Genomic DNA, 26,416 nt, shown 5'->3' with positions numbered 1-26,416 from the left:
CGGGGATCTGAGTCAGCGGATCGGCGTCGCCGTCGGCTTGATCGGAGCGGGTAACGCCGTCTTGCCCATCAGATACCGGTCGGCGCCCGCCGCAGCAGCACGACCCTCGGCGATCGCCCAGACGATCAGCGACTGCCCGCGCCCCATGTCTCCGGCGACGTAGATCCCCGGCACGTTGGTGGCGTAGTCGCCGTCCCGGGCCACGTTGCCGCGCTCGGTGAACTCCACCCCCAGGTCCGCCAGCAGCGCCGACCGTTCCGGGCCGACGAATCCCATTGCCAGCAGCACCAGGTCGGCTTCGAGTTCGAAGTCGGTGCCGTCGACCTTTTCGAATCCGCCGCCCTGTCGGCGCACCTGATGGGCGCGTAGCCCGGTGACATGTCCGTCGCGGCCGAGGAATTCCTCGGTGTTGACCGAGAACACCCGCTCGCCGCCCTCCTCGTGGGCAGCCGAAGTCCGCATGATCAGCGGCCACATCGGCCAGGGCGTGGACGAGTCGCGGGTCTCCGGGGGACGCGGCATGATCTCGAACTGGTGCACGCAGGTGCCGCCCTGGCGGTGCACGGTCCCCAGGCAGTCGGCACCGGTGTCGCCCCCGCCGATGATGACCACCTTCTTGCCGTGGGCGGTGATCGGCGGCTCGGACAGATCACCGGCCTGCACCCGGTTGGCCCACGGCAGGTACTCCATCGCCTGGTGGATACCGTCGAGCTCGCGGCCCGGGATCGGCAGATCCCGCCAGGCGGTAGCCCCGCCGGCCAGCACCACCGCATCGAAGTCACTACGCAACTGATCGGCCGTCACATCCACGCCGACGTTCACGCCGGCCCGGAACACGGTGCCCTCACCGGTCATCTGTTCCAGCCGCCGGTCGAGGATGCGCTTTTCCATCTTGAACTCCGGGATGCCGTAACGCAGTAGGCCGCCGATGCGGTCATCACGCTCGAACACCGTCACCGCATGCCCAGCCCGGGTGAGCTGCTGCGCGGCGGCCAGCCCAGCCGGCCCGGAACCGACCACCGCGACCGCCTTCCCAGTGCGCACCGACGGCGGAATCGGTTGCGCCCAGCCCTCTTTGAAACCGCGCTCGACGATCTCGTACTCGACCTGCTTGATGGTCACCGGGGGCTGGTTGATGCCCAGCACACAAGCCGGCTCGCACGGCGCGGGGCAGAGCCTCCCGGTGAAATCCGGGAAGTTGTTGGTGGCGTGCAGCCGGTCGAACGCCTCGCGCCAGCGCCCGGTGCGGACCAGGTCGTTCCACTCCGGGATCAGGTTGCCCAGCGGGCAGCCGGTGTGGCAGAACGGGATACCGCAGTCCATGCAGCGGCCCGCCTGCTGACGCAGCGCGTCCTCGCTGAACTCCTGATACACCTCGTTCCAGTCGCCCACCCGTTCCGAGACGGGCCGGCGCGACGGCAGGATGCGCAGCGGGTATTTGATGAAGCCTTTCGGATCAGCCATGAGCTGCCGCCATGATCGCCTCGTTCGGATCGGTGCCGCTGTCCTTCGCCTCGGCGATCGCGGCGAGCACCCGCCGGTAGTCGCGCGGCATCACTTTGACGAAGTGGCGGCTGTGCTTGCCCCAGTCGGCCAGGATGGTTTGGGCGGGTACGGAATCGGTGGCCTGGGCGTGGGCGGCCAGGATGTCGCGCAGCCAGCTGACGTCGTCGGCATCGAAATCGTCGAAGGCGTCCAGCTCCACCATCTCGGTGTTGAGCCTGCCGGGCAACTCGCCGTTCGGGTCATAGACGTAGGCGATTCCACCGGACATTCCGGCGGCGAAGTTGCGCCCGGTGCGGCCCAGCACCACCACCTTGCCGCCGGTCATGTATTCGCAGCCGTGGTCGCCGACGCCCTCGACCACCGCATGTGCCCCGGAGTTGCGGACCGCGAACCGCTCCCCGACCACCCCGCGCAGGAAGACCTCGCCGCTGGTGGCGCCGAACAGGATCACGTTGCCGCCGATGATGTTGTCCTCGGCGACGTATCCGTCGGGCGCATCGGCCGGTGGCCGGATGACGATCCGGCCACCGGAGAGGCCCTTGGCGACATAGTCGTTGGCGTCGCCGAGGACCCGCAGGGTGATCCCGGGGGGCAGGAAGGCCCCGAAGCTGTTACCGGCCGACCCGGTGAAGGTGATGTCGATGGTGTCTTGGGGCAGGCCTTGGGCGCCATAGGCTTTGGTGACCTGGTGGCCGAGCATGGTGCCGACGGTCCGGTTGACGTTGGAGATCGCGGTCGCGAACCGGACCGGGGTGCCGGAGTCGAGCGCCTCGCGGCTCATCACGATCAACTGCTGATCCAGCGCCTTGTCCAGCCCGTGATCCTGGCCGGAGCTGCAGTACAGGTCCTGGTTCATGAACGCCGACTCGGGCTCGTGCAGCACCGGCCCCAGATCGAGCTTGTGGGCCTTCCAGTGCGCGCGTGCCAACGTGGTGTCCAGTGCGTTCACCTGACCGACCGCTTCGTTGATAGTGCGGAAGCCCAGCGCGGCAAGGTATTCGCGTACCTCCTCGGCGATGAACCAGAAGAAGTTCTCGACGAACTCGGGCCGCCCGCTGAAGCGGCTGCGCAGCTCCGGGTTCTGGGTGGCGACCCCGACCGGGCAGGTGTCCAGGTGGCAGACCCGCATCATGATGCAGCCCGACACCACCAGCGGTGCGGTGGCGAAGCCGAACTCCTCGGCGCCCAGCAGCGCGGCGATCACCACATCGCGACCGGTCTTGAGCTGCCCGTCCACCTGCACCACGATCCGGTCCCGAAGGCCGTTGAGCAGCAACGTCTGCTGGGTTTCGGCCAGGCCCAGCTCCCACGGCGCACCCGCGTGCTTGAGTGAGGTCAGCGGCGCCGCGCCGGTGCCGCCGTCATGACCGGAGATCAGCACCACGTCGGCGTGCGCCTTGGACACGCCGGCCGCCACCGTCCCGACACCGGTCTCCGCGACCAGTTTGACGTGGATACGAGCATCCGGGTTGGCGTTCTTCAGGTCGTGGATCAGCTGTTTGAGGTCCTCGATGGAGTAGATGTCGTGGTGCGGCGGCGGCGAGATCAACCCCACACCGGGGGTCGCGTGACGCACCTCCGCGATCCAGGGATAGACCTTGTTACCCGGGAGCTGGCCGCCCTCACCGGGTTTGGCGCCCTGGGCGATCTTGATCTGGAGGTCCGTGCAGTTGACCAGGTAGTCGCTGGTGACGCCGAACCTGGCAGAGGCGACCTGTTTGATCGCGCTGCGCCGCCAGTCGCCGTTCTCCTCGGGCAGGTAGCGGTCGGCGTGCTCACCGCCTTCGCCGCAGTTTGACCGGCCGCCGATCCGGTTCATCGCGATCGCCAGGGTCTCGTGGGCCTCGGCGGAGATCGAGCCGTAGCTCATCGCGCCGGTCGCGAACCGCTTGACGATCTCGGTGGCCGGCTCGACCTCGTCGATCGGAACCGGGGGGCGCGCCCCGGTTTTGAACCTCAGCAGGCCGCGCAGGGTGGCCAGTCGCTCACTTTGGTCGTCGACCAGCTTGGTGTACTCCTTGAAGACGGCGTACTGCCCGGTGCGGGTGGAGTGCTGCAGTTTGAACACCGTCTCGGGGTTGAACAGGTGGTACTCCCCCTCGCGGCGCCACTGGTATTCACCGCCCACCGGCAGCTGCCGGTGGGCGCGCTCCTCGGGCCGGTCGAAGTAGGCCAACCCGTGGCGGGCGGCGACGTCGGCGGCGATGTCGTCGAGGGTGATGCCGCCGATCGGGCAGTACAGGCCTCTGAAGTATTCGTCGAGGACGTCCTGGGAGATCCCGACCGGCTGGAACAGTTGCGCGCCGGTGTAGGAAGCGCGCGTCGAAATGCCCATCTTGGACATGACTTTCAGTACGCCCTTGGCGGCGGCCTTGGCGTAGTTGGCCAGCGCCTTCTCCCGGTCGAGACCTTCGAGCAAACCCTGATCGAGCATGTCCTCGACGGACTCGAAAGCCAGGTAGGGGTTGACGGCGGCGGCGCCGAAGCCCAGCAGCGCCGCCAGGTGGTGCACCTCCCGGGCATCGCCGGATTCCACCACCAGCCCCACTTTGGTGCGGGTGCGCTCGGCGACCAGATGATGGTGCACCGCGGAGGTGGCCAGCAGGGACGGGATGGGGGCCAGCGTCTCATCGGATTCCCGGTCGGAGATCACGATGAAGCACGCGCCGTCCTCGATCGCCGCCGAAACCCGGGCACACACCTGCTTGAGTGCCGTGCGCAGCCCAGCCCCACCCTCGGCCACCGGATACAGGCAGTTGATGACGGCGGTGGACAGGCCGTGCGGCCCCCGGGAACCGATCCGCTGATCGGGGTGCAGGTTGATCAGCTTTGCCAGATCGGCGTTGCTCAGGATGGGCTGGGGCACCACGACCTGCCGCCAGGTGGGTTCTCCGGTGCTGAGCAGGTCACCCTCCGGCCCGACGGCGCCCTGCAGGCTGGTGATCACCTCTTCGCGGATGGCATCCAACGGCGGATTGGTGACCTGGGCGAACATCTGCTGGAAGTAGTCGAAGAGCATCCGCGGCCGCGCGGACAGCACCGCCACCGGGGTATCGGTGCCCATCGACCCGATCGGCTCGGCGCCGGTCCGGGCCATCGGCGCGAGCAACAGGTTGAGTTCCTCGTAGGTGTAGCCGAACACCAGTTGGCGCAACAGGATCCGGTGGTGTTCCATGCGCGGTGCGGGACCGGGCGGCAACTCGTCGATTCCGATCAGCGCCTCGTCGATCCACTGCTGGTAGGGGCGCTCTGCCGCCAGCGTCGACTTGATCTCGGCGTCGGAGATGATCCGGCCGGCGGCCGTGTCCACCAGGAACATCCGCCCGGGCTGCAGCCGCTGCCGGTGCACCACGGTGGCCGGATCCAGGTCCAGCACCCCGGCTTCCGACGCCATCACCACCAGGCCGTCGTTCGTGACCCAGATCCTCGAGGGCCGCAGTCCGTTGCGGTCCAGCACCGCGCCCACCAGGGTGCCGTCGGTGAAGGTCATCGAGGCCGGGCCGTCCCAGGGCTCCATGAGCGAATCGTGGTACTCGTAGAACGCCCGGGTGGCCGCGTCCATGCTCTCGTGGCGCTCCCAGGCTTCCGGGATCATCATCAGCACCGCGTGCGGCAGGCTGCGGCCGCCCAGGTGCAGCAGTTCGAGCACCTCGTCGAAGCGGGCCGTGTCGGAGGCGCCCGGCGTGCAGATCGGGAACAGCTTGTCGGCCGTGTTTTCCGCGGTCGCGGAGCCCGGATCGCCGAAGACGTCGGTGCGGATCAGCGCCTCCCGGGCCCGCATCCAGTTCTCATTGCCGGTGACGGTGTTGATCTCCCCGTTGTGCGCGATACGCCGAAACGGATGAGCCAGCGGCCACGATGGAAAGGTGTTGGTGGAGAACCGGGAATGCACGATGCCCAGTGCACTGTGCAGCCGGTCGTCGGCCAGATCGGGATAGAAGGCCTTGAGCTGCGGGGTCGTCAGCATGCCCTTGTACACCATTGTCCGGCCGGAAAGGCTTGGGAAATAGACGGTTTCCCGGCCCGGGCCGTCCTGGCCGGGCCCTTTGCTGCCCAGCTCGTGTTCAGCACGCTTGCGGACCACGTAGGCGCGCCGTTCCAGGGTCATCCCGGATGCCCCGCCGATGAACAGCTGCCGGAACGTCGGCATCGCGTCACGTGCCAGCGCGCCCAGCGACGAGTCGTCGATCGGCACGTCGCGCCACCCGAGCACCCGCAGCCCCTCGGCTTCGACGATCTTCTCCACCGCGGCGCAGGCCGCGGCCGCGTCTTTGGCCGACTGCGGCAAGAACGCGATGCCGGTGGCGTACGCGCCTTCCTCAGGCAGTTCGAGATCAGTGACCGCGCGCAGGAACCGGTCCGGCACCTGGATCAGGATGCCGGCACCGTCGCCGCTGTGCGGTTCGGCTCCGGCGGCGCCGCGGTGTTCAAGATTGAGCAGCGCGGTGATCGACTTCTCGACGATGTCGCGGCTACGTCGGCCATGAATGTCGACGACCATCGCGACTCCGCACGCGTCGTGTTCGAACGCGGGGTTGTAGAGCCCGACCCGGCTGGGTGCCATCACCACCTGACCCTTCGCACTTCGGCCTCAATTCGTCTGACCTAGACGATCGATTGCGGGTTGGTCCGTGCGACATTGAACGGCGGTTCGCCTGAAATTCTTCACAGGCAACGTCACGATATACCCGGAGCTGCGCAGCGTGCCACCTGCTGAATAAACGCCCGGCGGTGAGCTTTGTGTTACCTGCGCGCAATAACTGGATGATGTTCAGGAAATGTGGATTGCCTATCGTCTGGCTGTCTGCGCGCAAAGGAGACCTCTATGGCCGGCGATATTTTCCGACTCGTCGCCGACGAGTCGGTCGAGTATGTCGACATTCGGTTCTGCGATCTGCCTGGCGTGATGCAGCATTTCTCCATTCCGGCCTCGGCGCTGGACGAGAGCATCTTCGAGGACGGGTTGGCGTTCGACGGTTCCTCGATCCGCGGCTTCCAGTCCATCCACGAGTCGGACATGCTGCTGCTGCCCGACCCCGACACCGCGTGGATCGATCCGTTCCGGGCGGCCAAGACGCTGAACCTGAACTTCTTCGTGCACGACCCGTTCACCCGCGAGCCCTACTCGCGCGACCCACGCAACGTCGCCCGCAAAGCGGAGAACTACCTGGCCACCACCGGGATCGCCGACACCGCCTACTTCGGCGCCGAAGCCGAGTTCTACATCTTCGACTCGGTGAGCTTCGACTCTCAGATCAACGGCTCGTTCTACCAAGTGGATTCGGTCGCCGGGTGGTGGAACACCGGGCGGGCCACCGAGCCGGATGGCAGCCCCAACCTCGGGTACAAGGTCCGGCCCAAGGGCGGCTACTTCCCGGTAGCGCCCAATGACCAGTACGTCGACCTGCGCGACGCCATGACCACCAACCTGACGAACGCCGGCTTCCTGGTGGAGCGGGGCCACCACGAGGTCGGCACCGGCGGCCAGACCGAGATCAACTACCGGTTCAACACGCTGCTGCACGCCGCCGATGACCTGATGCAGTTCAAATACATCATCAAGAACACCGCCTGGGCACACGGCAAGACCGTCACCTTCATGCCCAAACCGCTCTTCGGTGACAACGGCTCGGGCATGCACGTGCACCAGTCGGTCTGGCAGGACGGCGAACCGCTGTTCTACGACGAGGCCGGCTACGCCGGGCTCTCGGACACCGCCCGCTACTACATCGGCGGGATTCTGCACCACGCGCCGTCGCTGCTGGCGTTCACCAACCCCACCATCAACTCCTACAAGCGGCTGGTGCCGCACTTCGAGGCACCGATCAACCTGGTCTACAGCCAGCGCAACCGCTCAGCGTGCGTGCGCATCCCGATCACCGGCACCAACCCGAAGGCCAAGCGGCTGGAGTTCCGCTGCCCGGACTCCTCGGGCAACCCGTATTTGGCGTTCGCGGCGATGCTGATGGCCGGCATCGACGGCGTCAAGAACAAGATCGAGCCGGCCGCTCCGGTCGACAAAGACCTCTACGAACTGCCGCCCGACGAGGCCGCCGCCATCCCCAAGGCGCCCACCCAGCTGGCCCACGTGATCGACAATCTGGAAGCCGACCACGAATACCTCACCGAGGGCGGGGTTTTCACCCCGGACTTGATTCACACCTGGATCGACTACAAGCGCGAGCACGAGATCACCCCGATCAACCTGCGCCCGCACCCGTATGAGTTCGCGCTGTACTACGACTGCTGAGGACTGCGGACCCGGGGCGGACGCGCTATCGGCGCCTGCGCGATTAAGCTGCAGGATTGTTGGGCCACCTGACCATGCCGCTGCCGGATGCCTCGAGGAGCCTATGAACGCCGACGACGACTTCTTGCGGGGCAACTTCATGCCTGGCAGCGTCCCGCCGCAACAACAGCCCTGGGGCCAGCCCCTACAGCAGCAACCGGCCGGGCAGGCGCCCCATCCGTATCCCGGTCCCGCGCCTCGGCCACGCCCGACCCGCGGCTGGCGGCGCGTGGTGTTGGCGGCGACGCTGGGGCTGGTCAATCTGGGCCCGTCGGCGGCCGAGCGCGAGGAGGCCGCCTACGAGGCGGCCATCCGATCCATGCCCAACGGCAGTTACAAGGTCGGCGTCCTGGGCAAAGGCGGCGTGGGCAAGACGACGGTGGCGGCCAGCGTCGGTTCGATATTCGCCGCGCTGCGCCGCGCCGACCACGTGGTGGCCGTCGATGCCGACACCGCCTTCGGCCGGCTCGGCAGCCGTATCGACCCGCGCGCCACCAGCTCCTACTGGGACCTGGCAGCCGATACCAGCATGCAGTCGTTCGCCGACATCAGCAGCCGGGTGGGCGCCAACGCCGCGGGGCTGTACGTGCTGGTCGGCGAGCCGGCCGCGGGGCGGCGCCGGGTCCTCGACGCGGCGCTGTACCGGGAGGCGGCGCTGCGCCTGGACCGGCACTTCACCATCTCGATCATCGACTGCGGTTCCACGATGGACTCAGCGGTCACCCAGGAGGCGCTGCGCGACCTGGACGCATTGATCGTGGTCTCGTCGCCGTGGGCGGACGGGGCGGGCGCGGCCGCCAAGACCATGGAATGGCTAGCCGACCGCGGCCAGGGCGGTCTGCTGCAGCGCAGCGTGGTGGTGCTCAACGACTCCGACGGCCACGCCGACAAACGCACCCGCTCCGCGCTCACCGCGCAGTTCCTGCAGCACGGGCAGGCGGTGGTCGAGGTGCCGTTCGATCCGCACCTGCGGCCGGGCGGGGTGATTGACGTGGTCAGCGAGATGGCGCCGGACACCCGCCGACGCTTCCTGCAGATCGCGGCGATCATCGCGCGGCACTTCTCTGCGCGCCCCGGCGGCCGGGAAGCCAAGAGCGGCCCGAGTCAGAGCATGTAACGTACGACACTCTCGGCGACGCAGGCCGGCTTGGCGCTGCCATCGATGGACACCGTGGTCGACAAGGTCACCTGATGGGCGCCACCGCCGGCGTCGGTCACCTCGACGACGGAGGTCTCCGCCCGGATCTTGGAGCCGACCGGCACCGGAGCCGGGAAGCGCACCTTGTTCAATCCGTAGTTGATCGCCAGTTTGACGCCTTCGAGCCGGTAGATCTGGTGCATCAGCTGCGGCAGCATGGCCAGCGTCAGATACCCGTGGGCGATCGTGGTTCCAAACGGCCCGCCGGCGGCCCGCTCCGGGTCGACGTGGATCCACTGATGGTCACCGGTCGCGTCGGCGAACAGGTTGACGGCGTCCTGGGTGACGGTCACCCAGTCGCTGTGGCCGATCGGCTCGCCCTGGCATGCCGCGAGTTCCTCGATCGATTGAAAAGTCCGCATTGGCCTTGCCTCCTTTGTCTAATCGGTTGCCACCGTGCCGCTTTGGCGCAGTAGGTCGATATCGTCGGGTGTCATTCCCAGCGCGGCCAGCACCTGGCCGGTATGGGCGCCCAGGCTGGGCGCGGCGACCGCGGGCGGGTGGGTGCCGTCCAGGGACGCCGGCAGCCCGGCCGCCAGGTACTCCCCGACCCGGGGCTGATGCAGCGCGGTGAACATCGGGTTGTCGCGCAGGCGCTCATCGGCGGCCACCTCAGCGAAGCTGCGGTAGCGGTCCCACAGCAGCGATGTGCCGGCCAGCGCTGCTTCGATCTGCGCGCCGGTCCGCTCGGCGAACCAGCCGTCGAACAGGCCGGTGAGCACGTCGCGGTGACGGTAGCGCTGGCCCTCATCGGTGAAGTCGATATCGCGTGCCTGGGCCAGGGCGGCAATGACTTTCGTTGTTCCGGTCAATTCCGTCAGGTCACGGAAGTGCCGGTCGGTGAGCGTGACGACCATGAAGGAGACCCCGTCACTGCCGGTGAAGGTCTGGCCGTACTGACCGTAGAGCGCGTTGCCGATGCGTTCACGCCGGGTGCCGTTGACCATCGCCTCGGTGAGGAAACCCAGCGCACTGGCGGTGCCCAACGCGACGTCTTCGAGCGCCAGCCGGATCCGGCACGGCTCGCCGGTGCGGTCCCGGCGGTGCAGCGCGGCGACCACCGCCAGTGCACCGTGCAGCCCGCAGGCGATATCCCAGGCCGGCAGGACGTGGTTGATCGGCGCACCGTATGCCGCCGGACCGGTCACCAGCGGAAAGCCGACACCCGCATTCACCGTGTAATCGACGGCGGTTGAGCCGTCGGCACGTCCGAGCACCTCGAGGTGAATCAGATCGGGGCGTTGCATCACCAACGTGTCGAAGGAAAGCCATTGCCGGCCAGTCATATTCGTCAGCACCACACCGCTTTCGGTGATCAGGCGCTGCACCAGACGCTGCCCTTCCGGCGCGCGCAGGTCGGCGACCACCGAACGCTTACCCTTGTTGAGCCCGGTCCAGTAGAGGGACGTACCGTCGTCGGTGACCGGCCAGCGGCGGTAGTCGGCCGCCCCTCCGATCGGGTCGACCCGCACCACGTCGGCGCCCAGCTGTGCCAGTGTCATGCCGGCGAGCGGCACCGCGACGAAGCTGGCGATCTCGATGATGCGCACTCCGGCCAGCGGTCGCGCGGCAGTGGGCTGCATGACCTGCTCCTTGTGTCGATGATTACGTCGACTATATGCCCACGCAGATGGCGGCTCCGCGGGGTGCGAGTCCGTGCCGAATCTCAATCGTTGCCGAACCGCGATATGAAAACCCGTGGCGGCGAACGGGTCACGGGCCGCCACCGTGTTTGACTCCGTGCAGAAGGGCTAGACCGCACGACATTGGGATGGGAAACAAGCTATGAAGAGCGTCAAGAAGTTGGGGCACGCGGCGAGCCGGCTACCGCGCCGGCTGATGGTCGCGGCGGTGGGGGCCGCACTGCTGAGCGGCCTCGTCGGGGTCGTCGGTGGTTCGGGCAACGCGTCGGCGTTCTCCCGTCCGGGGCTTCCGGTGGAGTACCTGCAGGTGCCCTCGGCGGCCATGGGCCGTGAAGTCAAAGTGCAGTTCCAGCCCGGCGGCACCCACGCCGTCTACCTGCTGGACGGCCTGCGTGCCCAGGACGACTTCAACGGCTGGGACATCAACACCCCGGCGTTCGAGGAGTACTACGGCTCGGGGCTGTCGGTCATCATGCCGGTCGGCGGCCAGTCCAGCTTCTACTCCGACTGGTACCAGCCGGCGTGCGGCAAGTCCGGCTGCCAGACCTACAAGTGGGAGACCTTCCTGACCCGGGAGCTGCCGGCCTGGCTGCAGGCCAACAAGAGTGTCTCGCCCTACGGCAACGCGGTGGTCGGCCTGTCGATGGCGGGCAGCTCGTCGCTGACACTGGCGGCCTACTACCCGCAGCAGTTCACCTACGCCGCAGCGCTTTCCGGCTTCTTGAACCCGTCCGAGGGCTGGTGGCCGACGTTGATCGGGATGGCCATGAGCGACGCCGGCGGCTACAACGCCTCCAACATGTGGGGTCCGTCCTCCGACCCGGCGTGGAAGCGCAACGACCCGATGGTGCAGATCCCGCGGCTGGTAGCCAACCGCACCCGGATCTGGATCTACTGCGGCAACGGCACGCCCAGCGAGCTCGGCGGCGACAACCTGCCGGCGAAGTTCCTGGAGGGCATGACGCTGAGCACCAACAAAACGTTCCAGCAGAACTACACCGCCGCCGGCGGCAACAACGGGGTGTTCAACTTCCCGTCCGACGGCACGCATGACTGGCCGTACTGGAACCAGCAGCTGGTCGCGATGAAGGCCGACATCCAGCGGGCGCTGGGTGTGGGTGTCGACCCGACCTGATCCCCCTCAGCCGAGACCGACGTTTTGCAGAAGAAACCCGAGAGCGGGCCTGCAAAACGTCGGTCTCGGCGTTTGGGCCGGCACTACCGCCACACGTCGCGGCGGTCGACGTAGCGGTGGGTGAACCAGATGGCCAGCACGCAGACGACCGTGGCGATGCCCAGCATCCAGGTGCCGCCGGCGACCAGGCTGATGCAGCCGCCGATGGCCGCGCCCGAGGTGTAGCCGACGAAGAGCATGAAGTGCCCGAGCCAGTCGTGGACGGTTCCGCCGCTGAGGTGGCGTTCGATGCCCTGCCCCAGTTTCACCACCGTGCCGGTGACGTAACTCAAGGGAATCGACACTTCGCCGTCGCGCACGAAGGTGGTGTTCAGCGCGCCGACTCCGAATGCGACCAGCAGGATCGGCAGCAGCGGCAGCGGCAGCGTCGGACCGCCCTCCAGGATCCAGTCGACCAGGGTCGCCGTCAGCAGCGCGGTTGCGGTCAGCAGCAGCGCACCGTGCGGATGCTGAGGCCAGACGCGACGTCGGCAGATCGATGCGGTCACCACTCCGGCCAGAAAGGAGAACAACAGGGCCGCGGCCGAGATCGACAGCCACTCGTTACCGTCGAACACCCCGAGCACCGCACGTCCGGCATTGCCGGTCATGAACGTGACGAAGTAGCCCTCCGAATGGGTGTATGCAGTGGCTGCCAGCACTCCGGCAAGCCCGGCAAGCGCCCAGGACAGCTTGGTTTCGCTGTCGTAGTGCTGGCGTATCACGTGCGCCTGGTACTGATCGGCTCTGCGGGCTTGGCCTCAGCCGACCGGGCCCGGAACCAGGGTGATATCGGCGCTGTGGTCGCCGCCCATCGGGCTGCGCCACGTCAGCGTGACGGTGTCGCCCGGGTGGCGCTGGTCGAGCACGTCGGTCAGATCGGTGGCCGAGTTCACCGGCCGGCCGTTGACCGAGGTGATGATGTCGTCGCGGGCGATGCCGCTCGCAGCGGCGGGGGTGCCGTCGAGCACCTGGGCGACGCGTGCCCCGCCGCCGTTGTTGTCCACCACGCCGACACCCATGAACGCCGTCTCGCCGATGTGCACGGTGGGCGACGAGACACCGGCCCGGATCTGGTTGGCAATGGCCATCGCCTGGTTGATCGGGATCGCGTAGCCTTCGCCGCCGGGCTGGGCGAACTTGTAGTTGTCCGACGCCGCGGTGTTCATCCCGATCACCTGGCCGGCCGCGTTGACCATCGGACCGCCCGAGTCACCGGGGCGGATCGCGGTGTCGGCCTTGATCATGTTGGTCAGCGTCTCGGTGCTGCCGGTCAGCTCATCGGCGGCCGAGACCGTCTGGTTCAGGCCGATGACATTGCCGGGCACCGCACTGGGCGTACCGCCCTGCCCGCCGGCGTTGCCCATCGCGACCACCGGGTCCCCGACGGCGACCCGCGACGAGTCGCCGATGTTGGCGGCCGGCAGGCCGGCGGCGCCGCGCAGCTGCAGCACCGCCACGTCGTGGCTGCGGTCGAAGCCGAGCACGTCGACCTCGTAGCTCTGGCCGTTGCCGACCGACACCGCGGTCAGCCCGGTTGCGCCGGCGATGACGTGGTTGTTGGTCAGCACGATGCCGTTCGGATCCAAGACGATGCCGGTTCCGGCGCCGACCGCACTCTGGTAACCCATCTGCGTGTCGATGTTGACCACCGCCGGGCCCACCTGAGCGACCATCGCCGAAGGGTCGAGCGGCGGCTTGGGCAGCGTCGGCGCCGCCTGAACCGGCGCCGTGGCCAGCCCAAGACCGGCCACTACCGCTGACACGCTGAGCAGCCACCACCGGCTAGGGCGATGCGATCCGCTCATTGGGTTACCTCCTGAGGTCAAGGTCAGGCGCCCCGCCAATACCCTGCGCGCCGCTCACGGTGGGTTAGCGAAACAAACACAGAAAGCTTACCGGAACCACCGGTATTGGCGGCTGGCTAGGCTGGCCGGATGGGCGGCCTCGACCCGCAAACCCGCTTTGCCGGGGCCCGCGTGGCCCGGCTGGCGACCATGGCGCCCGACGGCGGGCCGCACCTGGTGCCGATAGTTTTCACCCTGGCCGACGATGTGATCTACACCGCGGTGGATGCCAAAGCCAAGACCACGCGGCGGCTGCGCCGCCTGACCAACATCGAAGCCAACCCGCGGGTCAGCGTGTTGGTGGATCGGTACGACGACGACTGGTCGCAGCTGTGGTGGGTGCGCGCCGACGGGACGGCGACCGTCCACCGCGACGGCGCCGCCTTGCATACCGGCTATGCGGCCCTGCGAGCGAAGTATCCGCAGTACCGGTCGGTTGCATTGGTCGGGCCGGTGATCGCGATTACCGTCGAACACTGGACGGCATGGCGGGCCTGATCAGCACGGCCGGGTAGTGTGCCGGCATGGCCAACCGGGATCACGGCGACCCGGGCGACGCGCCCTCGGTGCCGCCGGCGCTGACTCCGCTGGCGAACGACGCCCGGCCGTCGGCGGCCGAAGAAGCCCGCACGATCACCGCCGCCACCAACGCCGCCACGCTGGCGACCCTGACCGCGGACGGTGACCCGTGGGCCTCGCTGGTCACCTACGGGCTGCTGGGCGGTGCGCCGGTGCTCTGCGTATCGCAGCTGGCCGAACACGGCCGCAACCTGGCCCGCGATCCGCGGGCCAGCCTCGCGGTGGTGGAGCCGGGCGCACACTCCGACCCGCTCGCCGGCGGGCGCGTCACGCTGGCGGGGGTGGTTCAGCAGCCCGTCGGCGACGACTACGCCGCGGCCCGCGACGCCTACCTGGCGCAGGTGCCGGCCGGCAAGTACTACATCGACTACAGCGACTTCTCACTGTGGGTGTTGCAGGTGCAGCGGGTGCGCTGGGTCGGCGGATATGGCCGGATGGATTCGGCGACCGGCGCGGAATACGCTGCCGCACAGCCGGATCCGGTTGCCCCGCGCGCGGCTGGTGCGATCGCCCACCTCAACGCCGACCACGCCGGGGCGTTGCTGGCGATGGCGAAGACACTGGGCGGGTACCCGGACACCACCCAGGCCACCTGCACCGGCGCCGATCGCTACGGCTTGGATCTCAAGGTCGTCACCGAACGCGGCGTGGCCTACACCCGGGTCGGCTACCGGCGGCCGCTGCGCGCCGCTGACGAACTGCGCGAGGCAACCAAGGAGTTGGCCCGGTTGGCCCGGGCCGGATCTGGCGAGTAATCGCCGGCGCTGCGTGCCCGGCGGCGCCGATGAGCAGATCGGGGCGGCTTTGGCCGTATTCCTTGTGCTGGGCGGTGGTTGGGGGAAGGGTGGCTATCAAACGATTGCCGGACCCCAGGAGCGGCACAGATGGCAGACAAGACGACCCCGCCGGGAAATGGTTCCGCGCCGCCCGCCGACAGCCCCGCCGCCATCCGTAACGTCGTGGTAGTCGGCCCGTCCGGCGGCGGGAAGACCACGCTGATCGACGCGTTGCTGGTCGCGGCCGGGGTGCTGTCGCGGCCCGGGTCGGTGGCAGCCGGCACCACGGTCTGTGATTACGACGACGCCGAGATCCGCCAGCAGCGATCGGTGGGCTTGGCGCTGGCTTCCCTGCCCCATGCCGGCATCAAGGTCAACCTGCTCGACACCCCCGGGTACGCCGACTTCGTCGGTGAGCTGCGGGCCGGATTGCGCGCCGCGGACTGTGCCCTGTTTGTCATCGCCGCGAACGAGACAATCGATGCCCCGACCAAAGCGCTGTGGCAGGAGTGCGATCAAGTCGGCATGCCACGGGCGGTGGTCATCACCAAATTGGATCATGCCCGGGCGAACTACCCTCAGGTGCTGGCCGCCGCACAAACCGCCTTCGGCGGCAAAGTATTACCGCTGTACCTTCCGGGCGGCGACGCACTGATCGGGCTGCTGAGCCCGGACGCGGCGCACGTCGAGTCGGTCGCGGAGCAGCGCGGCGCCCTGATCGAGGGGATCATCGAAGAGTCCGAAGACGAGTCGCTGATGGAGCGCTACCTCAGCGGTGAGCAGATCGATCGCGAAGTACTGATCGACGACCTGGAAAAGGCCGTCGCCCGCGGCTCCTTCTTCCCGGTGATCCCGGCGTGCAGCACCACCGGGGTCGGCCTGACCGAACTGCTGGACGTCGCCACCAGCGCCTTCCCCTCGCCGCTGGAACATCCGCTGCCGGAGGTCTTTACCCCGCAGGGCGCACCGCATCACAGTCTGCGCTGCGATTGCGCCGAGCCACTGCTGGCGGAGGTGGTCAAGACGACGTCGGACCCCTACGTCGGCAGGATCAGCCTGGTCCGGGTCTTCTCCGGAACCATCCGGCCCGATGCAAGCGTCCATGTGTCGGGTCACTTTTCGGCTATTTTCGGCGCGCCGAGCACCCATGTCGACCACGACGAGGACGAACGCATCGGCACACTGTCGTTCCCGCTGGGTAAACAGCAGCGGCCGGCGCAGACCGTGGTGGCCGGTGATATCTGTGCCATCGGCCGGCTCAGCCGGGCCGAGACCGGCGACACGCTGTCGGACAAATCGGAGCCGCTGGTGCTCAAGCCGTGGACGATGCCCGATCCGCTGCTCCCCGTCGCCGTGCAACCCCGGGCCAAAACCGATGACGACAAGCTGTCGGTCGGGTTGGCGCGGCTGGGCGCCGAAGACCCGACACTGCGCATCGAACAGAATCCGGAGACCCATCAGACGGTGCTGTGGTGCATGGGCGAGGCACATTCGGGCATGGTGCTCGACACGCTGGCTAATCGCTACGCAGTGGCAGTAGACACCGTTGCGCTCCGCGTGGCGCTGCGGGAGACGTTCGCCGCCAAGGCCAAAGGCCACGGCCGGCACGTCAAGCAGTCCGGCGGACACGGCCAGTACGCGGTCTGCGACATCGAGGTCGAACCGCTTGCGCAGGGCTCTGGTTTCGAGTTCGTCGACCGGGTGGTCGGCGGGGCGGTCCCCCGCCAGTTCATCCCCAGCGTGGAGAAGGGCGTCCGCGCGCAGATGCAGCGGGGGCTCACCGGCGAGTCCGGCGAGGGGTACCCCGTGGTCGACATCCGGGTCACGCTGCTCGACGGCAAGGCACACAGTGTGGACTCCTCGGACTTCGCGTTCCAGATGGCGGGGGCGGCGGCGCTGCGCGACGCCGCCGCCGTTGGCCGGGTGCGGCTGCTCGAGCCGATCGACGACGTCACGGTGCTGGTGCCCGACGACCTGATCGGTGCGGTGATGGGCGATCTGTCGGCCCGTCGCGCCCGGGTGCTGGGCACCGATAAAGTCGGTGCCGACCGCACCTGTGTGAAAGCCGAAGTGCCCCAGATCGAGCTGATCCGCTACGCGGTCGACCTGCGTTCGCTGACGCACGGAGCCGGTTCGTTCACCCGCGGGTTCGCCCGATACGAGCCGCTGTCGGAGTCGGCGGCCGCGCACGCCGCCGGCAGCAGCGCCTGACCCCGCGCTGGAAAACGAAAGGGCATCGATGTCGACAATCGCCGGGCTGCCCGCCCACGTCCTGCTGCTGCACTTCGTGGTGGTGCTGGTGCCGCTGACCGCGATCCTGCTCATCGTGTGTGCGGTGTGGCCGGCAGCCCGCCGGCGGCTGGTCTGGCTGGTGGCCACACTGGCCGGCCTGACGCTGCTCGTCACCCCGGCGACGGTCACCGCCGGCGAATGGCTGGCCGACACCGGCAAGGTCGGCGGATCGCCTGACCTCGACCGGCATATGGCTGCCGGCGAATACGGCCTCTATATGGCGCTGGGCCTGACCGCTGCGGCGGCACTGCTGGCCGGCCTGCACGTGGCGGTGTCCCGCGGCGGCAGGGTGGCGCCGGCGGTGCGGGTGGGCATCGTCGCGGTGGTGATCGCCTTGGCCGGAGCGTCGATGTTCGCAATCCACACCATCGGCGAATCCGGGACCAAGGCGGCCTGGGGCAGCCTGCTGGCGCCGGCGGAGAATCGCTAGATCTGCGCCGCACCCTTGCGCTTGGCACAATGGAGACCATGCACAAGGTGTGGCGGGGGTTTTTGGCGATGGCCGGGTCGGTGGCCCTGGTGATGGGAGCGTCCACCGGCGTCAGCCAGGCGGCGCAGACATCGCCGGCGCCGGGCTTCGCTGTCGCGGCGATCGAGCCGGCCGACGGTTCGGTGGTAGGGGTGGCCTATCCGGTGATCGTGCGGTTCGCCGGGCCGGTCGGTGACCGGGCCGGCGCCGAGCGTGGCATCCACATCGCGGCGTCCGGGAAACCGGTGTCGGGGACATCCGCCGGGCACTTCGAGTGGGTCGGCGACGACGTCGTGCACTGGGTTCCCGATGGCTACTGGTCACCGCACAGCAAGATCAGCATCGACGCCCACGGCATGTCGACGGGTTTCGAGACCGGTGACGCTGTGCTGGGAGTCGCCGATATCTCCGACCACACCTTCACCGTCAGCGTCAACGGCGAGACCCTACGGGTGATGCCGGCGTCGATGGGTAAGCCCAAGCGCCCCACCCCGATCGGTTCGTTCACCGCGTTGTCGAAGGAGCGCAAGATCAAGTTCGATTCGCGCACCATCGGCATTCCGCTCAACGACCCCGAGGGTTACCTGCTCAACGGCGAGTACGCGGTTCGGGTGACGTGGAGCGGGGTGTATGTGCACTCGGCGCCCTGGTCGGTGGACTCGCAGGGCTACTCGAACGTCAGCCACGGCTGCATCAACCTCAGCCCGGACAACGCAGCGTGGTACTTCGACACCGTGCACCTGGGCGACCCGATCGTGGTGCAGGCCTAGAGCGCGGCACTCAGCAGGCGCCCAGTACGGCCGTCGGCATGTGCGCCACGTAGCGCTCGGTGCGCTGCTGCGGGCTCATCTCCAGCGGCGCGCCCAGGTGGCGCAGCCGGCCGACCACGCGGCGGCTCGCCTGGCGGACCGCCGACCCGTGGATCGTCGAAATACGGTGGGTGACAACGAAGGCCATGATTTTCTCCTGCCGGGACGCCCGACACAACCCTTCCGGGTCGGCGGAATTCGCGGTTCAGGCCGCGGCGGAGACGCCGGGGCCGGTGAGGGACAGACGGGTTGAACACGGATACGGACCGTCACTGGGACTCACTTCGCCCTCACCTCCTTCCGGCCGAGACACACGGGGATGTCGTTGCCGTCCATCGTGGCATCGAAATCCGGGGCCGTCAAACGCAAACGCGCAGAAGCCTTTAAGCGCGCGCAGTCGCGAAAGCCCCCTGCGGGGGTTCCGTCAGGGAGCTTTCGCGGCTGCTCGCCGGGGTTAGGTCACAGCAACCCGAGCAGCTGCAGGTCGGTGATGTACTTGACGATCACCGCCGGCGTGACGTGCGGGATGTCGTTAGCCGCACCGATCCTGGCTTCCTGCACCGCTGCCCGGAAGCGATCGGTCGGTGCGATCGACCCGCAGATCGGCGGCTGCGGCTTCTGGTAGTTGTGCAGCAGCGGTAGCAGGGACGCCTGGCGCTGCCGCTCCGGCAATGCGCGCAGGGTGGTCTCGAACCGCTGCAGCCAGTCGCCGTAATCGTCGATCCGCCGAATCGGGTAGCCGGCCTCGATCAGCCAGTCCACGAACTCGTCCATGCCCAGGCCGTCGTCGTACGGGTTCATCACGTGGTACGTGGCAAACCCGTCACCGGCGCCGGCACCCAAGGTGGTGGACGCCTCGGCGATGAACTCCACCGGCAGCCCGTCGTAGTGGGCGCGCTGACGGTTGCCGTCGGCGTCCAGTTCGTAAAACGAACCGGGGGCGACACCGGAGGCGACCAGGCTGAACATCATCCGGGTGAACATGTCCGGCAGGTTGAGCTGGCCGGCGTAGCTGGTGTCGGCCAGGATCATGTCGCAGCGGAACACCGCTACCGGCAGGCCGCACAGGTCGTGGGCCTCGCGCAGTAGCACCTCGCCGGCCCACTTGCTGTTGCCGTAGCCATTGGCGTAACCGTCGTTGATCGCCCGCACCGGGCTCATCACCCGCACGTCGGCGTCCTCGGTGAACTTGCCCAGCGGGATCTGGTCACCGACACCGATGGTGGAGAAGTAGGTGAACGGCTTGATCTTGCTGGTCAGCGCGACCCGGATCAGCTCGGCGGTGCCGACGGCGTTGGGGCCGAACAGCTCGCTGTAGGGCAACACGTGGTTGACCAGGGCCGCCGGGTCGACAATCACGTCGACGGTATCGGCGAGCCGCTGCCAAACCTCTTGCTCCAAGCCGAGATTCGCCTCGCCCTTGTCGCCGGCGATGACTTCCAGGTGCTTGGCCGCCAGCTCGCTGTAGCGGGCCAGCAGCTTCGCGTCCCCGCTGTCGAAAACAGCGTCGAGGCGGCGGCGGGCATCGGCGTCGGAGCGCGCCCGCACCAGGCAGATGAGCTTGCCGTCCACCGGCGCCAGCCGCTCGAGCCACTCAAGGGCCAGGTAGCGGCCGAGGAAGCCGGTCGCGCCGGTCAGCAGCACGGTGCTCACCTGCTCGGACGGACCGGGCAATGAAGGTGCCGCCGCCAGGGTGGCCTCGTCGAGGAACTTGTCCAACGTCAGGTCGGCGGCAGCCACCTCGACGGCATCCCGACCGTGCACCGAGGCGAAGCTGGGCTGCCTGGACCCGGCTTGGGCTCCGCGCCGCTGCTCCTCGATGTAGACGGCGAGTGACGCCAGATCGCTTGCCGGGCTGACGATCACACCGACGGGCACGTCGACGTCGAAGATATCGCGCAGCAGGTTGCCGAAGGTCAGCGCGGACAGCGAGTCCCCGCCCAGATCGGTGAAGTGGGCGTCGGGCGCCAGGTCGGCAGCCGAGGCGCCCAGCAGCGCGGCGGCGGCCCGGCTGACGGTCTCCAGCGCGGGGCGGTCCGCTCCATGCGCCCGCAGTTCGCTCAGCTCGTTGGCCTGTCCCTCGGCCAGCTCGGCGTAGAGCCGCTCGAGGCGATCACCGTAGTGCGCCTTCAACTTTGGCCACGCCAGCTTGCGGATGCCGGTGAGCAGTCCGTTCTCCAGCGTGAACGGTTCGGTCTCGACGATGAAGTCGCGCGGCACCTCGTAGGACTGCAGGTCGGCGTCGCGAGCCACCTGCTGCAGGGAGTCGGCGATCGCCGTCTTGAGCCCGGCGGAATCCGGGAAGCGCGTCACCGCGTCCTCGGTCGGCACGACCACAGCCAGCAGGTAGGGCTGGGCGCTGTTGCCGTAGACGTAGATCTGGCGCACCAGCGGACTGTTGCCGAACTCCGCCTCCAGCTTCGCCAGCGTGACGAACTCGCCCTGGGCCAGCTTGAGCACGTTGTTGCGCCGGTCGACGTAGACCAGCTGGTCGGGTCCGACCTCGGCGACGACATCACCGGTGCGGTAGTAACCGTCGGCGTCGAACACCTCGGCGGTGATCTCCGGGCGCTTGTAGTAACCGGGGAACAGGTTCTCGCTCTTGAGCAGCAGTTCACCGCGCGGGTGCGGCGTGTCGGTGGAGAAGTAGCCCAGGTCGGGTACGTCGACCAGCTTGTAGTCGAGCACCGGGGGCCGCTGCACCACACCGTCGAAAAGCACCATGCCGGCTTCGGTGGATCCGTAGCCGTTCAGCACGTGCTGTTGGGTGAGTTCGGAAACCCAGGAACGCAAGTCCTCGGAGATCGGCGCGGAGCCGGTCATCGCGAAGATGCAGCGGCCGCCGAGCAGCTCGCGGCGCATCCGGTCCAGCACCTGCGCCTCGGCGGCCGGGTCGCCTGCAGCGCCGTCCACTTCACTCTGGAAGTGCTGGTAGAGCATCTCCCAGATGCGGGGCACGAAGTTCATCTCGGTGGGCCGCACCAGCGCGAGGTCCTCGAGGAAGGTGGAGAGGTCACTGCGGGCGCTGAAGTAGGCGGTACCGCCGTTGCCGAGGGTGCCATAGAGGATGCCGCGGCCCATGATGTGGCTCATCGGCATAAAGTTCAGCGTGATCGACGCGGCACTCGGGCCGAACCAGTTCTTGGCCGACCGCACCCACATCCGCGCCACATTGCTTTGTGGGTACATCGCGCCTTTGGGGGCGCCGGTGCTGCCGGAGGTGTAGACCAGCAGGGCCAGCGGGTCGCGGTCCGCACCGGGGTCGGGGGCCGGGAGGTTTGCCGGCGACAAGGCCCGGCCACGGCTGAGCATCTCGGCCAGCGGCTCGACGACGACCTCGACGCCGGCCAGCTGCGCACGGGCGTCGGCCAGTGCTTCCCGGTGGTCATCGACCTGCTCGTGGTAGTCGAAGACCACCAGGCGGGTCGGGGCGGGGCCGGATCGCACCAGCTCAACCGCGTCGGCCAGCGAGTCGACGCTGGCGGCGATGATGCGCGGTTGGGTCTCGGCCACGATCGGGGTCAAGGTGCTGACTGACGCGGAGGTCTGCAACGGCACCGAGACGGCACCGATCTGGCCCAGCGCCACGTCGATAACGGTGTAGTCGACGCTGGTGAAGCCCAGCACCGCGACACGATCTCCGGGCCGGACCGCGGCGGCGACCAGGGCGGCGGCCAGGGCGCCGATCCGGTCGGCCAGCTCACCGTAGGTGATGGTGTCGAAGTGGGGCTGCAACTGTGCGACGGTGCGGCCGGTCGCCGGGTCGGCGACGAAGTCGACGGCGCGCTGGCCCAGCGCGGGCCGCTCGGCGTAGCCGGCCAGCACGGTCTGCACGAGCTGCGGCAGGGCCAGTCCGGGCTGCGCGGCGGCGTCGGCGACGGCTGGGTCGGGTTGGGCGGCGGCGAATTGGGGGTCGGCGGCGGCCAGCTCGGCGACGCGGCGGGACTGCTGGTCGTTGGCAAAGGGGGTAGTAGTCGTCATAACGCAACCTCTAAAGGGATATCTCGCAGAAGTGTTTTTTGAAGGGGCGCGACGCTGCGCCGATAAAAACTACGTTAGCAAAACTAATTTTATTCCGGCACCTCGAGACCGCTGTGACGTTGCACTCAATGCAGGTCAGAGCCGGTGCTCGGCCACATCAGCTGATCGATTCCTCCAGCCACGGCAGCAGCCACTTCACCCCTTCGGGCGTGAGGTGAATGCCGTCGCTGCGCACCTTGATCCCGTCGATTTTCGCGGTGTAGGTGCCGTTCGGCCCCAGCTTCTTGTTCAGATCCATCACCGTCACGGCCTCACGCCCGGCGACCACTCGGCGCAGCAGGGCGTTCCAGCGGTCGACGCGTTTCGGATCGTCCTCCGGCCACAGGCTGCCGTCGGGCCGCTCGCCATAGCGGCTGTAGGGCACCGTCGTCACCACAACGCGGCTGCCGGCGGACTCCAGCACGTCGAGGGCGTGCCGCAGCTCCGCGGTCAGGTAGGCGTCAAACGTCGGGTCACCGATGTGGGTCCACTGGCCCTCGTTGACGCGGTCCACGGTCTCCCAGCGGCCGGCGAACAGCAGCACCACGTCGGGCTGGTCGGCCTTGACCTGCCGCGCCCACCGCGCCGGCCACCCGTCGCACTCGGACCCCTGATCGATGGTCTTGCCGGCCCAGCGGTAGGGCCCGGCCCGCACGATGCTGCAACCGACGACGGTGTGGTCAATGAAGTGGTAGCCGGGGGTGGGCGGCAGATAGTGCATCACGGTCCACCCGATCGAGTCACCGAACACCGAAACGGTGCGCGGCCGGTTGGGGTCATGGCGCACCGGCGCCGGACGCTGGCGGCTCGGCGGCGACGGGGACACCGCCGCGGCCGCGGCCACGTCGGGAATCACGCCGGTCTCGGCGGTGGGCCGCTCGACGACCGGAACCACGAACACCGTGACCGCCACCGCGGTGGCGCTCACCGCCGCACCCAGCGGCAGCAGGGAGACCTGCGCCGGCCGCCAGCGGCGGATCGGCTCCTCGATGGCCCACCAGGACACCCCGGCCACCACCAAGGTGACGGCGCACCGCGCGGCGAACAGCGTCCATCCCGACCATCCGGTGCGCTCGCCGGTGAGCACCAAAAAGACCGGCCAGTGCCACAGGTACACGCCGTAGGAGATGGTCCCCAGCCAGACCAGCGGAGCCCAGGCCAACGCGCGGGCCACCAGCCCGCTCTGGTGCAGCGCGACCGGCGCGATCACCGCGATCGCGGCGACGGCGACGGTGGTCAGCAGACCGCCCTGGAACTCCGCGGCGCTACCGGTGGCGCGGTGTGCGGCCACCGCCAGCACGGCCAGCCCGGCCAGCGGCAACAGCCGGGCGACCCAGCGGCCCCGGCGGGTGCGGACCACCGACCAGCCGGCCGTCAGCGCGGGCCAGTCCGCCACCAGCAGCGCCGCGGCCGCGGCGCCGATCAGCAGCGCTTGCGCCCGGGTGTCGGTGCCGAAGTAGACGCGGTCGCGGGTGGCGTCAGAGGCCAGCACCTCGGCCGCTGTCGCCGACACTGCCGCGCCGGCGCTGGCCAGCAGAAAGACCGTCAGGCGCACCCCGCCGACGGTGGCCAGGCGGCCGTGGCGCCGGGCCCGAAACGCCAACAGCAGGGCAACGGCGATGAGCAGCAGCGGCCAGAGGAAGTAGTACTGCTCCTCGACACCCAGCGACCAGGTGTGCTGCAGCGGTGACGGCGTGCCCGCCTCGGTGAAGTAGTCGGTGTGCTGGGCGACGAATCGCCAGTTGGCCACCCAGAAAAACGCCGCGACCGCGTCCTCTCGTAGCCCCACCACCGCGTCCGACGGCAGCAGCTCGTGGGCGATCGCGACGGTCAGCACCATCAGCACCAGGGCGGGCAGCAGCCGTCGGCCGCGCCGGATCCAGAATCCTCTGAGGTCGATTCGCCCGGTCCGGTGCAGCTCGTCGACCAGCAGCGAGGTGATCAGGAATCCGCTCAGCACGAAGAACAGATCCACGCCGATGAATCCACCCGACACCCCGGGGACGCCACCGTGATCGGCCAGCACCAACGCGACGGCTACCGCGCGCAGGCCGTCGAGGGCGTGAATGCCCGGCCGTCGCCGCTCCCGCCGAATCCGGTCCGCGGCGCGTGCAGTGGTCAACCGGGCGGCACGCGGGGCCGGCGCAACCCAGCGGGATTTGCCCGAGGTGCGCATCGTGGTGGCCCGGCGAGTCCGGTTCCCGACCGGTCGACTCATCTCATCCTGGTCGCCGTTGGCGCCGATTGGTCGATCCTCTCGCTGGTGGACCACCGAAAGCTTAGGGGGCAAGCAGGCGTCCTACCGGGAGGACACGCTTGAGGTCAGGCGACCAATTCGGCAGTGCGCCACCAGATCAGCGCAACGAACAGCGCCAGCAGCGCAAGACTGGCCCAAGCCTGGATGCGAGTCCGGCTCTGCTGCGGGGGATACACGTAGGCCAGCGCGACCACCAACCCGGTGAGCAACCCGCCGACATGCCCCTGCCAGCTGATCCGCGGGATGGTGAAGGTGAACACCAGGTTGATTCCGATCACCGCGGCGACCCAGCCCACGTCCATCCGCAGCCGTCGACCGACAATCAACGTCGCGCCGAACAAGCCGAAGATGGCGCCCGAGGCGCCGGCGGTGGCGGTGTTCAGCGGCGCCAGCAGATAGACCGCGACCGAGCCGCCCAGCGCGCTGAGCAGGTACAGCGCACTGAACCGTATCCGGCCGAGCATGCTCTCCAACGACGGGCCGACCACATACAGCGCCCACATGTTCAGCAGCAGATGCATCGGGCCGTAGTGCAGGAACGCCGACGTCAGCAGGCGGTAGAGCTGCCCCTCGGCGACCGCTGGTGACCAGAGCACCAACTCGGAGTCCAGCTGGTGAGACGACATCTGCCCGATGAAGGCCAGCACGTTCAGCGCGATCAGCCCGTAGCTGATCACCGGCGTCCCAGAGGCGGCCCGGACCAGCGGGCGGGACCGGCGCGGCGCGGCGTCCTGCTGGGCACAGTCCACACAGTGCTGCCCGACGGCGGCGCTACGCATGCAGTCGCCGCAGATGTAGCGCTCACATCGGGTGCAGCGCAGCGCGGTGGGCCGGTCGGGGTGCCGGTAGCAGACGGTCATGGTTACACCTTCTCATCGACGCGGCGGTAGATTTCACGCCGTGGCAGCTCCCATCCCGCGCAGAGGATTCAACCACGCGATCACCCGGTTCTGGACCTGGGCTGCGCCCGCCTACGATGCCCGCTACCTGCAACGCTGGGTGTATCGGCCGGCCCAGGACGAGCTGGTCGCCGCGCTGCGCACGCACCAACCGTCCCGCGTCGCCGACATCGCCTGCGGCACCGGCATCCTCGCCGACCGCATAGAACGCGAATTGCGGCCCGAAGCCGTCTACGGCGTGGACATGTCCACCGGGATGCTCAACGAGGCGCGGGCGCGCTCGACGCGGGTGCAGTGGCTGACCGGTCCGGCCGAGCGCCTGCCGTTCGATGACGGGGCGCTCGACGCGGTCGTGACCAGCTCGGCGTTTCACTTCTTCGACCAGCCGGCGGCGGTACGGGAGTTCTATCGGGTGCTGGCGCCGGGCGGGATGGCGGCGGTCACCGCGCTGAGCCCCCGCCGCCGCATTCCGCTGCGCCGGTTGCTGGGCGGCCGGTGGAGTCCGGCACACCAGCCGACGCCGACCGAGATGCGCACGCTCTTCACCGACGCCGGGTTTACCGTCGCCGACCAGCACCGGGTGGCGCGGCCGGCCTGGACGCTGCTGGTGTCGGACCTGCTGACGGTCGGCGTCAAGCCGTAGCCTCCTCCGGGTCGG

At 68.5% G+C, this 26,416-nt stretch carries 19 protein-coding genes; 9 read left to right on the top strand and 10 right to left on the bottom strand.

Annotation, left to right across the window (positions count from 1 at the left end):
• Window positions 1-12: 12 nt before the first annotated feature.
• Window positions 13-1,464, bottom strand: coding sequence for a glutamate synthase subunit beta (locus tag A5694_RS03900; RefSeq protein ID WP_064920534.1), 1,452 nt, complete (start codon window positions 1,462-1,464; stop codon window positions 13-15).
• Window positions 1,457-6,070, bottom strand: a complete 4,614-nt coding sequence (gene gltB, locus A5694_RS03895; RefSeq protein WP_064920548.1) for a glutamate synthase large subunit — start codon at window positions 6,068-6,070, stop codon at window positions 1,457-1,459. The genes A5694_RS03900 and gltB overlap by 8 nt, the downstream gene beginning before the upstream one ends.
• Window positions 6,071-6,331: 261 nt before the next feature.
• On the opposite strand from gltB, the gene glnA reads away from it, so the two are divergent.
• Window positions 6,332-7,756 carry a type I glutamate--ammonia ligase gene (gene glnA, locus A5694_RS03890; protein WP_064920533.1) on the top strand — a complete coding sequence of 475 codons (1,425 nt, stop codon included), beginning with the start codon at window positions 6,332-6,334 and terminating at the stop codon, window positions 7,754-7,756.
• 139 nt (window positions 7,757-7,895) lie between these two features.
• Complete coding sequence (locus A5694_RS03885) at window positions 7,896-8,912, top strand: MinD/ParA family ATP-binding protein (RefSeq protein ID WP_428844254.1); 1,017 nt, start codon at window positions 7,896-7,898, stop codon at window positions 8,910-8,912.
• Here the strand turns inward: A5694_RS03885 and A5694_RS03880 are convergent.
• Entirely contained in the window at window positions 8,900-9,355 is a 456-nt protein-coding gene (locus A5694_RS03880; RefSeq protein WP_064920532.1) for a MaoC family dehydratase, read from the bottom strand. The two genes, A5694_RS03885 and A5694_RS03880, sit on opposite strands and share 13 nt — an antisense overlap.
• A gap of 18 nt (window positions 9,356-9,373) precedes the next feature.
• Window positions 9,374-10,576, bottom strand: coding sequence for a CoA transferase (locus A5694_RS03875; RefSeq protein WP_064920531.1), 1,203 nt, complete (start codon window positions 10,574-10,576; stop codon window positions 9,374-9,376).
• A 202-nt stretch (window positions 10,577-10,778) separates the two neighbouring features.
• Here A5694_RS03875 and A5694_RS03870 point away from each other — a divergent pair, with 202 nt between their 5' ends.
• Window positions 10,779-11,771 carry an esterase family protein gene (locus A5694_RS03870; RefSeq protein ID WP_064920530.1) on the top strand — a complete coding sequence of 331 codons (993 nt, stop codon included), beginning with the start codon at window positions 10,779-10,781 and terminating at the stop codon, window positions 11,769-11,771.
• 83 nt (window positions 11,772-11,854) lie between these two features.
• Here A5694_RS03870 and A5694_RS03865 read toward each other — a convergent pair whose 3' ends face one another.
• Window positions 11,855-12,535 (bottom strand): YoaK family protein, encoded by a 681-nt coding sequence (locus tag A5694_RS03865; protein ID WP_064920529.1) that lies wholly within the window; start codon window positions 12,533-12,535, stop codon window positions 11,855-11,857.
• Window positions 12,536-12,571: 36 nt separating this feature from the next.
• Window positions 12,572-13,618 carry a S1C family serine protease gene (locus A5694_RS03860; RefSeq protein ID WP_064920528.1) on the bottom strand — a complete coding sequence of 349 codons (1,047 nt, stop codon included), beginning with the start codon at window positions 13,616-13,618 and terminating at the stop codon, window positions 12,572-12,574.
• Window positions 13,619-13,747: 129 nt separating this feature from the next.
• Between A5694_RS03860 and A5694_RS03855 the strand changes: the two genes are divergently transcribed.
• The 5 genes from A5694_RS03855 (at window position 13,748) to A5694_RS03835 (ending at window position 18,543) form a co-directional block, all read left to right on the top strand.
• Complete coding sequence (locus tag A5694_RS03855) at window positions 13,748-14,155, top strand: TIGR03668 family PPOX class F420-dependent oxidoreductase (RefSeq protein ID WP_064920527.1); 408 nt, start codon at window positions 13,748-13,750, stop codon at window positions 14,153-14,155.
• A gap of 26 nt (window positions 14,156-14,181) precedes the next feature.
• Complete coding sequence (locus tag A5694_RS03850; protein ID WP_064920526.1) at window positions 14,182-14,991, top strand: HugZ family protein; 810 nt, start codon at window positions 14,182-14,184, stop codon at window positions 14,989-14,991.
• Between the two features lie 129 nt (window positions 14,992-15,120).
• A complete protein-coding gene (locus tag A5694_RS03845) occupies window positions 15,121-17,223 on the top strand; it encodes an elongation factor G-like protein EF-G2 (RefSeq protein WP_064920525.1) in 2,103 nt (700 codons plus the stop codon).
• 28 nt (window positions 17,224-17,251) lie between these two features.
• Complete coding sequence (locus A5694_RS03840; RefSeq protein WP_064920524.1) at window positions 17,252-17,734, top strand: hypothetical protein; 483 nt, start codon at window positions 17,252-17,254, stop codon at window positions 17,732-17,734.
• Window positions 17,735-17,772: 38 nt separating this feature from the next.
• On the top strand, window positions 17,773-18,543 hold the full coding sequence (locus A5694_RS03835) for a L,D-transpeptidase (protein ID WP_064920546.1): 771 nt from the start codon (window positions 17,773-17,775) through the stop codon (window positions 18,541-18,543).
• A 10-nt stretch (window positions 18,544-18,553) separates the two neighbouring features.
• On the opposite strand, the gene A5694_RS23895 is transcribed toward A5694_RS03835, so the two are convergent.
• From A5694_RS23895 to A5694_RS03815, 4 genes are all read right to left on the bottom strand, one after another.
• On the bottom strand, window positions 18,554-18,730 hold the full coding sequence (locus tag A5694_RS23895; RefSeq protein ID WP_165604367.1) for a hypothetical protein: 177 nt from the start codon (window positions 18,728-18,730) through the stop codon (window positions 18,554-18,556).
• 311 nt (window positions 18,731-19,041) lie between these two features.
• Window positions 19,042-22,563 (bottom strand): carboxylic acid reductase, encoded by a 3,522-nt coding sequence (gene car / locus A5694_RS03825; RefSeq protein WP_064920522.1) that lies wholly within the window; start codon window positions 22,561-22,563, stop codon window positions 19,042-19,044.
• Window positions 22,564-22,720: 157 nt separating this feature from the next.
• Entirely contained in the window at window positions 22,721-24,778 is a 2,058-nt protein-coding gene (locus tag A5694_RS03820; RefSeq protein WP_109535581.1) for an acyltransferase family protein, read from the bottom strand.
• A 146-nt stretch (window positions 24,779-24,924) separates the two neighbouring features.
• Window positions 24,925-25,719 (bottom strand): rhomboid family intramembrane serine protease, encoded by a 795-nt coding sequence (locus tag A5694_RS03815; protein WP_064920521.1) that lies wholly within the window; start codon window positions 25,717-25,719, stop codon window positions 24,925-24,927.
• Between the two features lie 40 nt (window positions 25,720-25,759).
• Between A5694_RS03815 and A5694_RS03810 the strand changes: the two genes are divergently transcribed.
• Window positions 25,760-26,401 carry a class I SAM-dependent methyltransferase gene (locus tag A5694_RS03810; RefSeq protein WP_064920520.1) on the top strand — a complete coding sequence of 214 codons (642 nt, stop codon included), beginning with the start codon at window positions 25,760-25,762 and terminating at the stop codon, window positions 26,399-26,401.
• The last annotated feature ends 15 nt before the right edge of the window (window positions 26,402-26,416 follow it).

Origin of the sequence: Mycolicibacter sinensis (assembly GCF_001667945.1) — a bacterium.
GTDB classification, from domain to species: Bacteria; Actinomycetota; Actinomycetes; order Mycobacteriales; family Mycobacteriaceae; genus Mycobacterium; species Mycobacterium sinense_B.
Note: the sequence above shows the minus strand (reverse complement) of the source record. Positions and strands in the feature narration are given on the sequence as shown.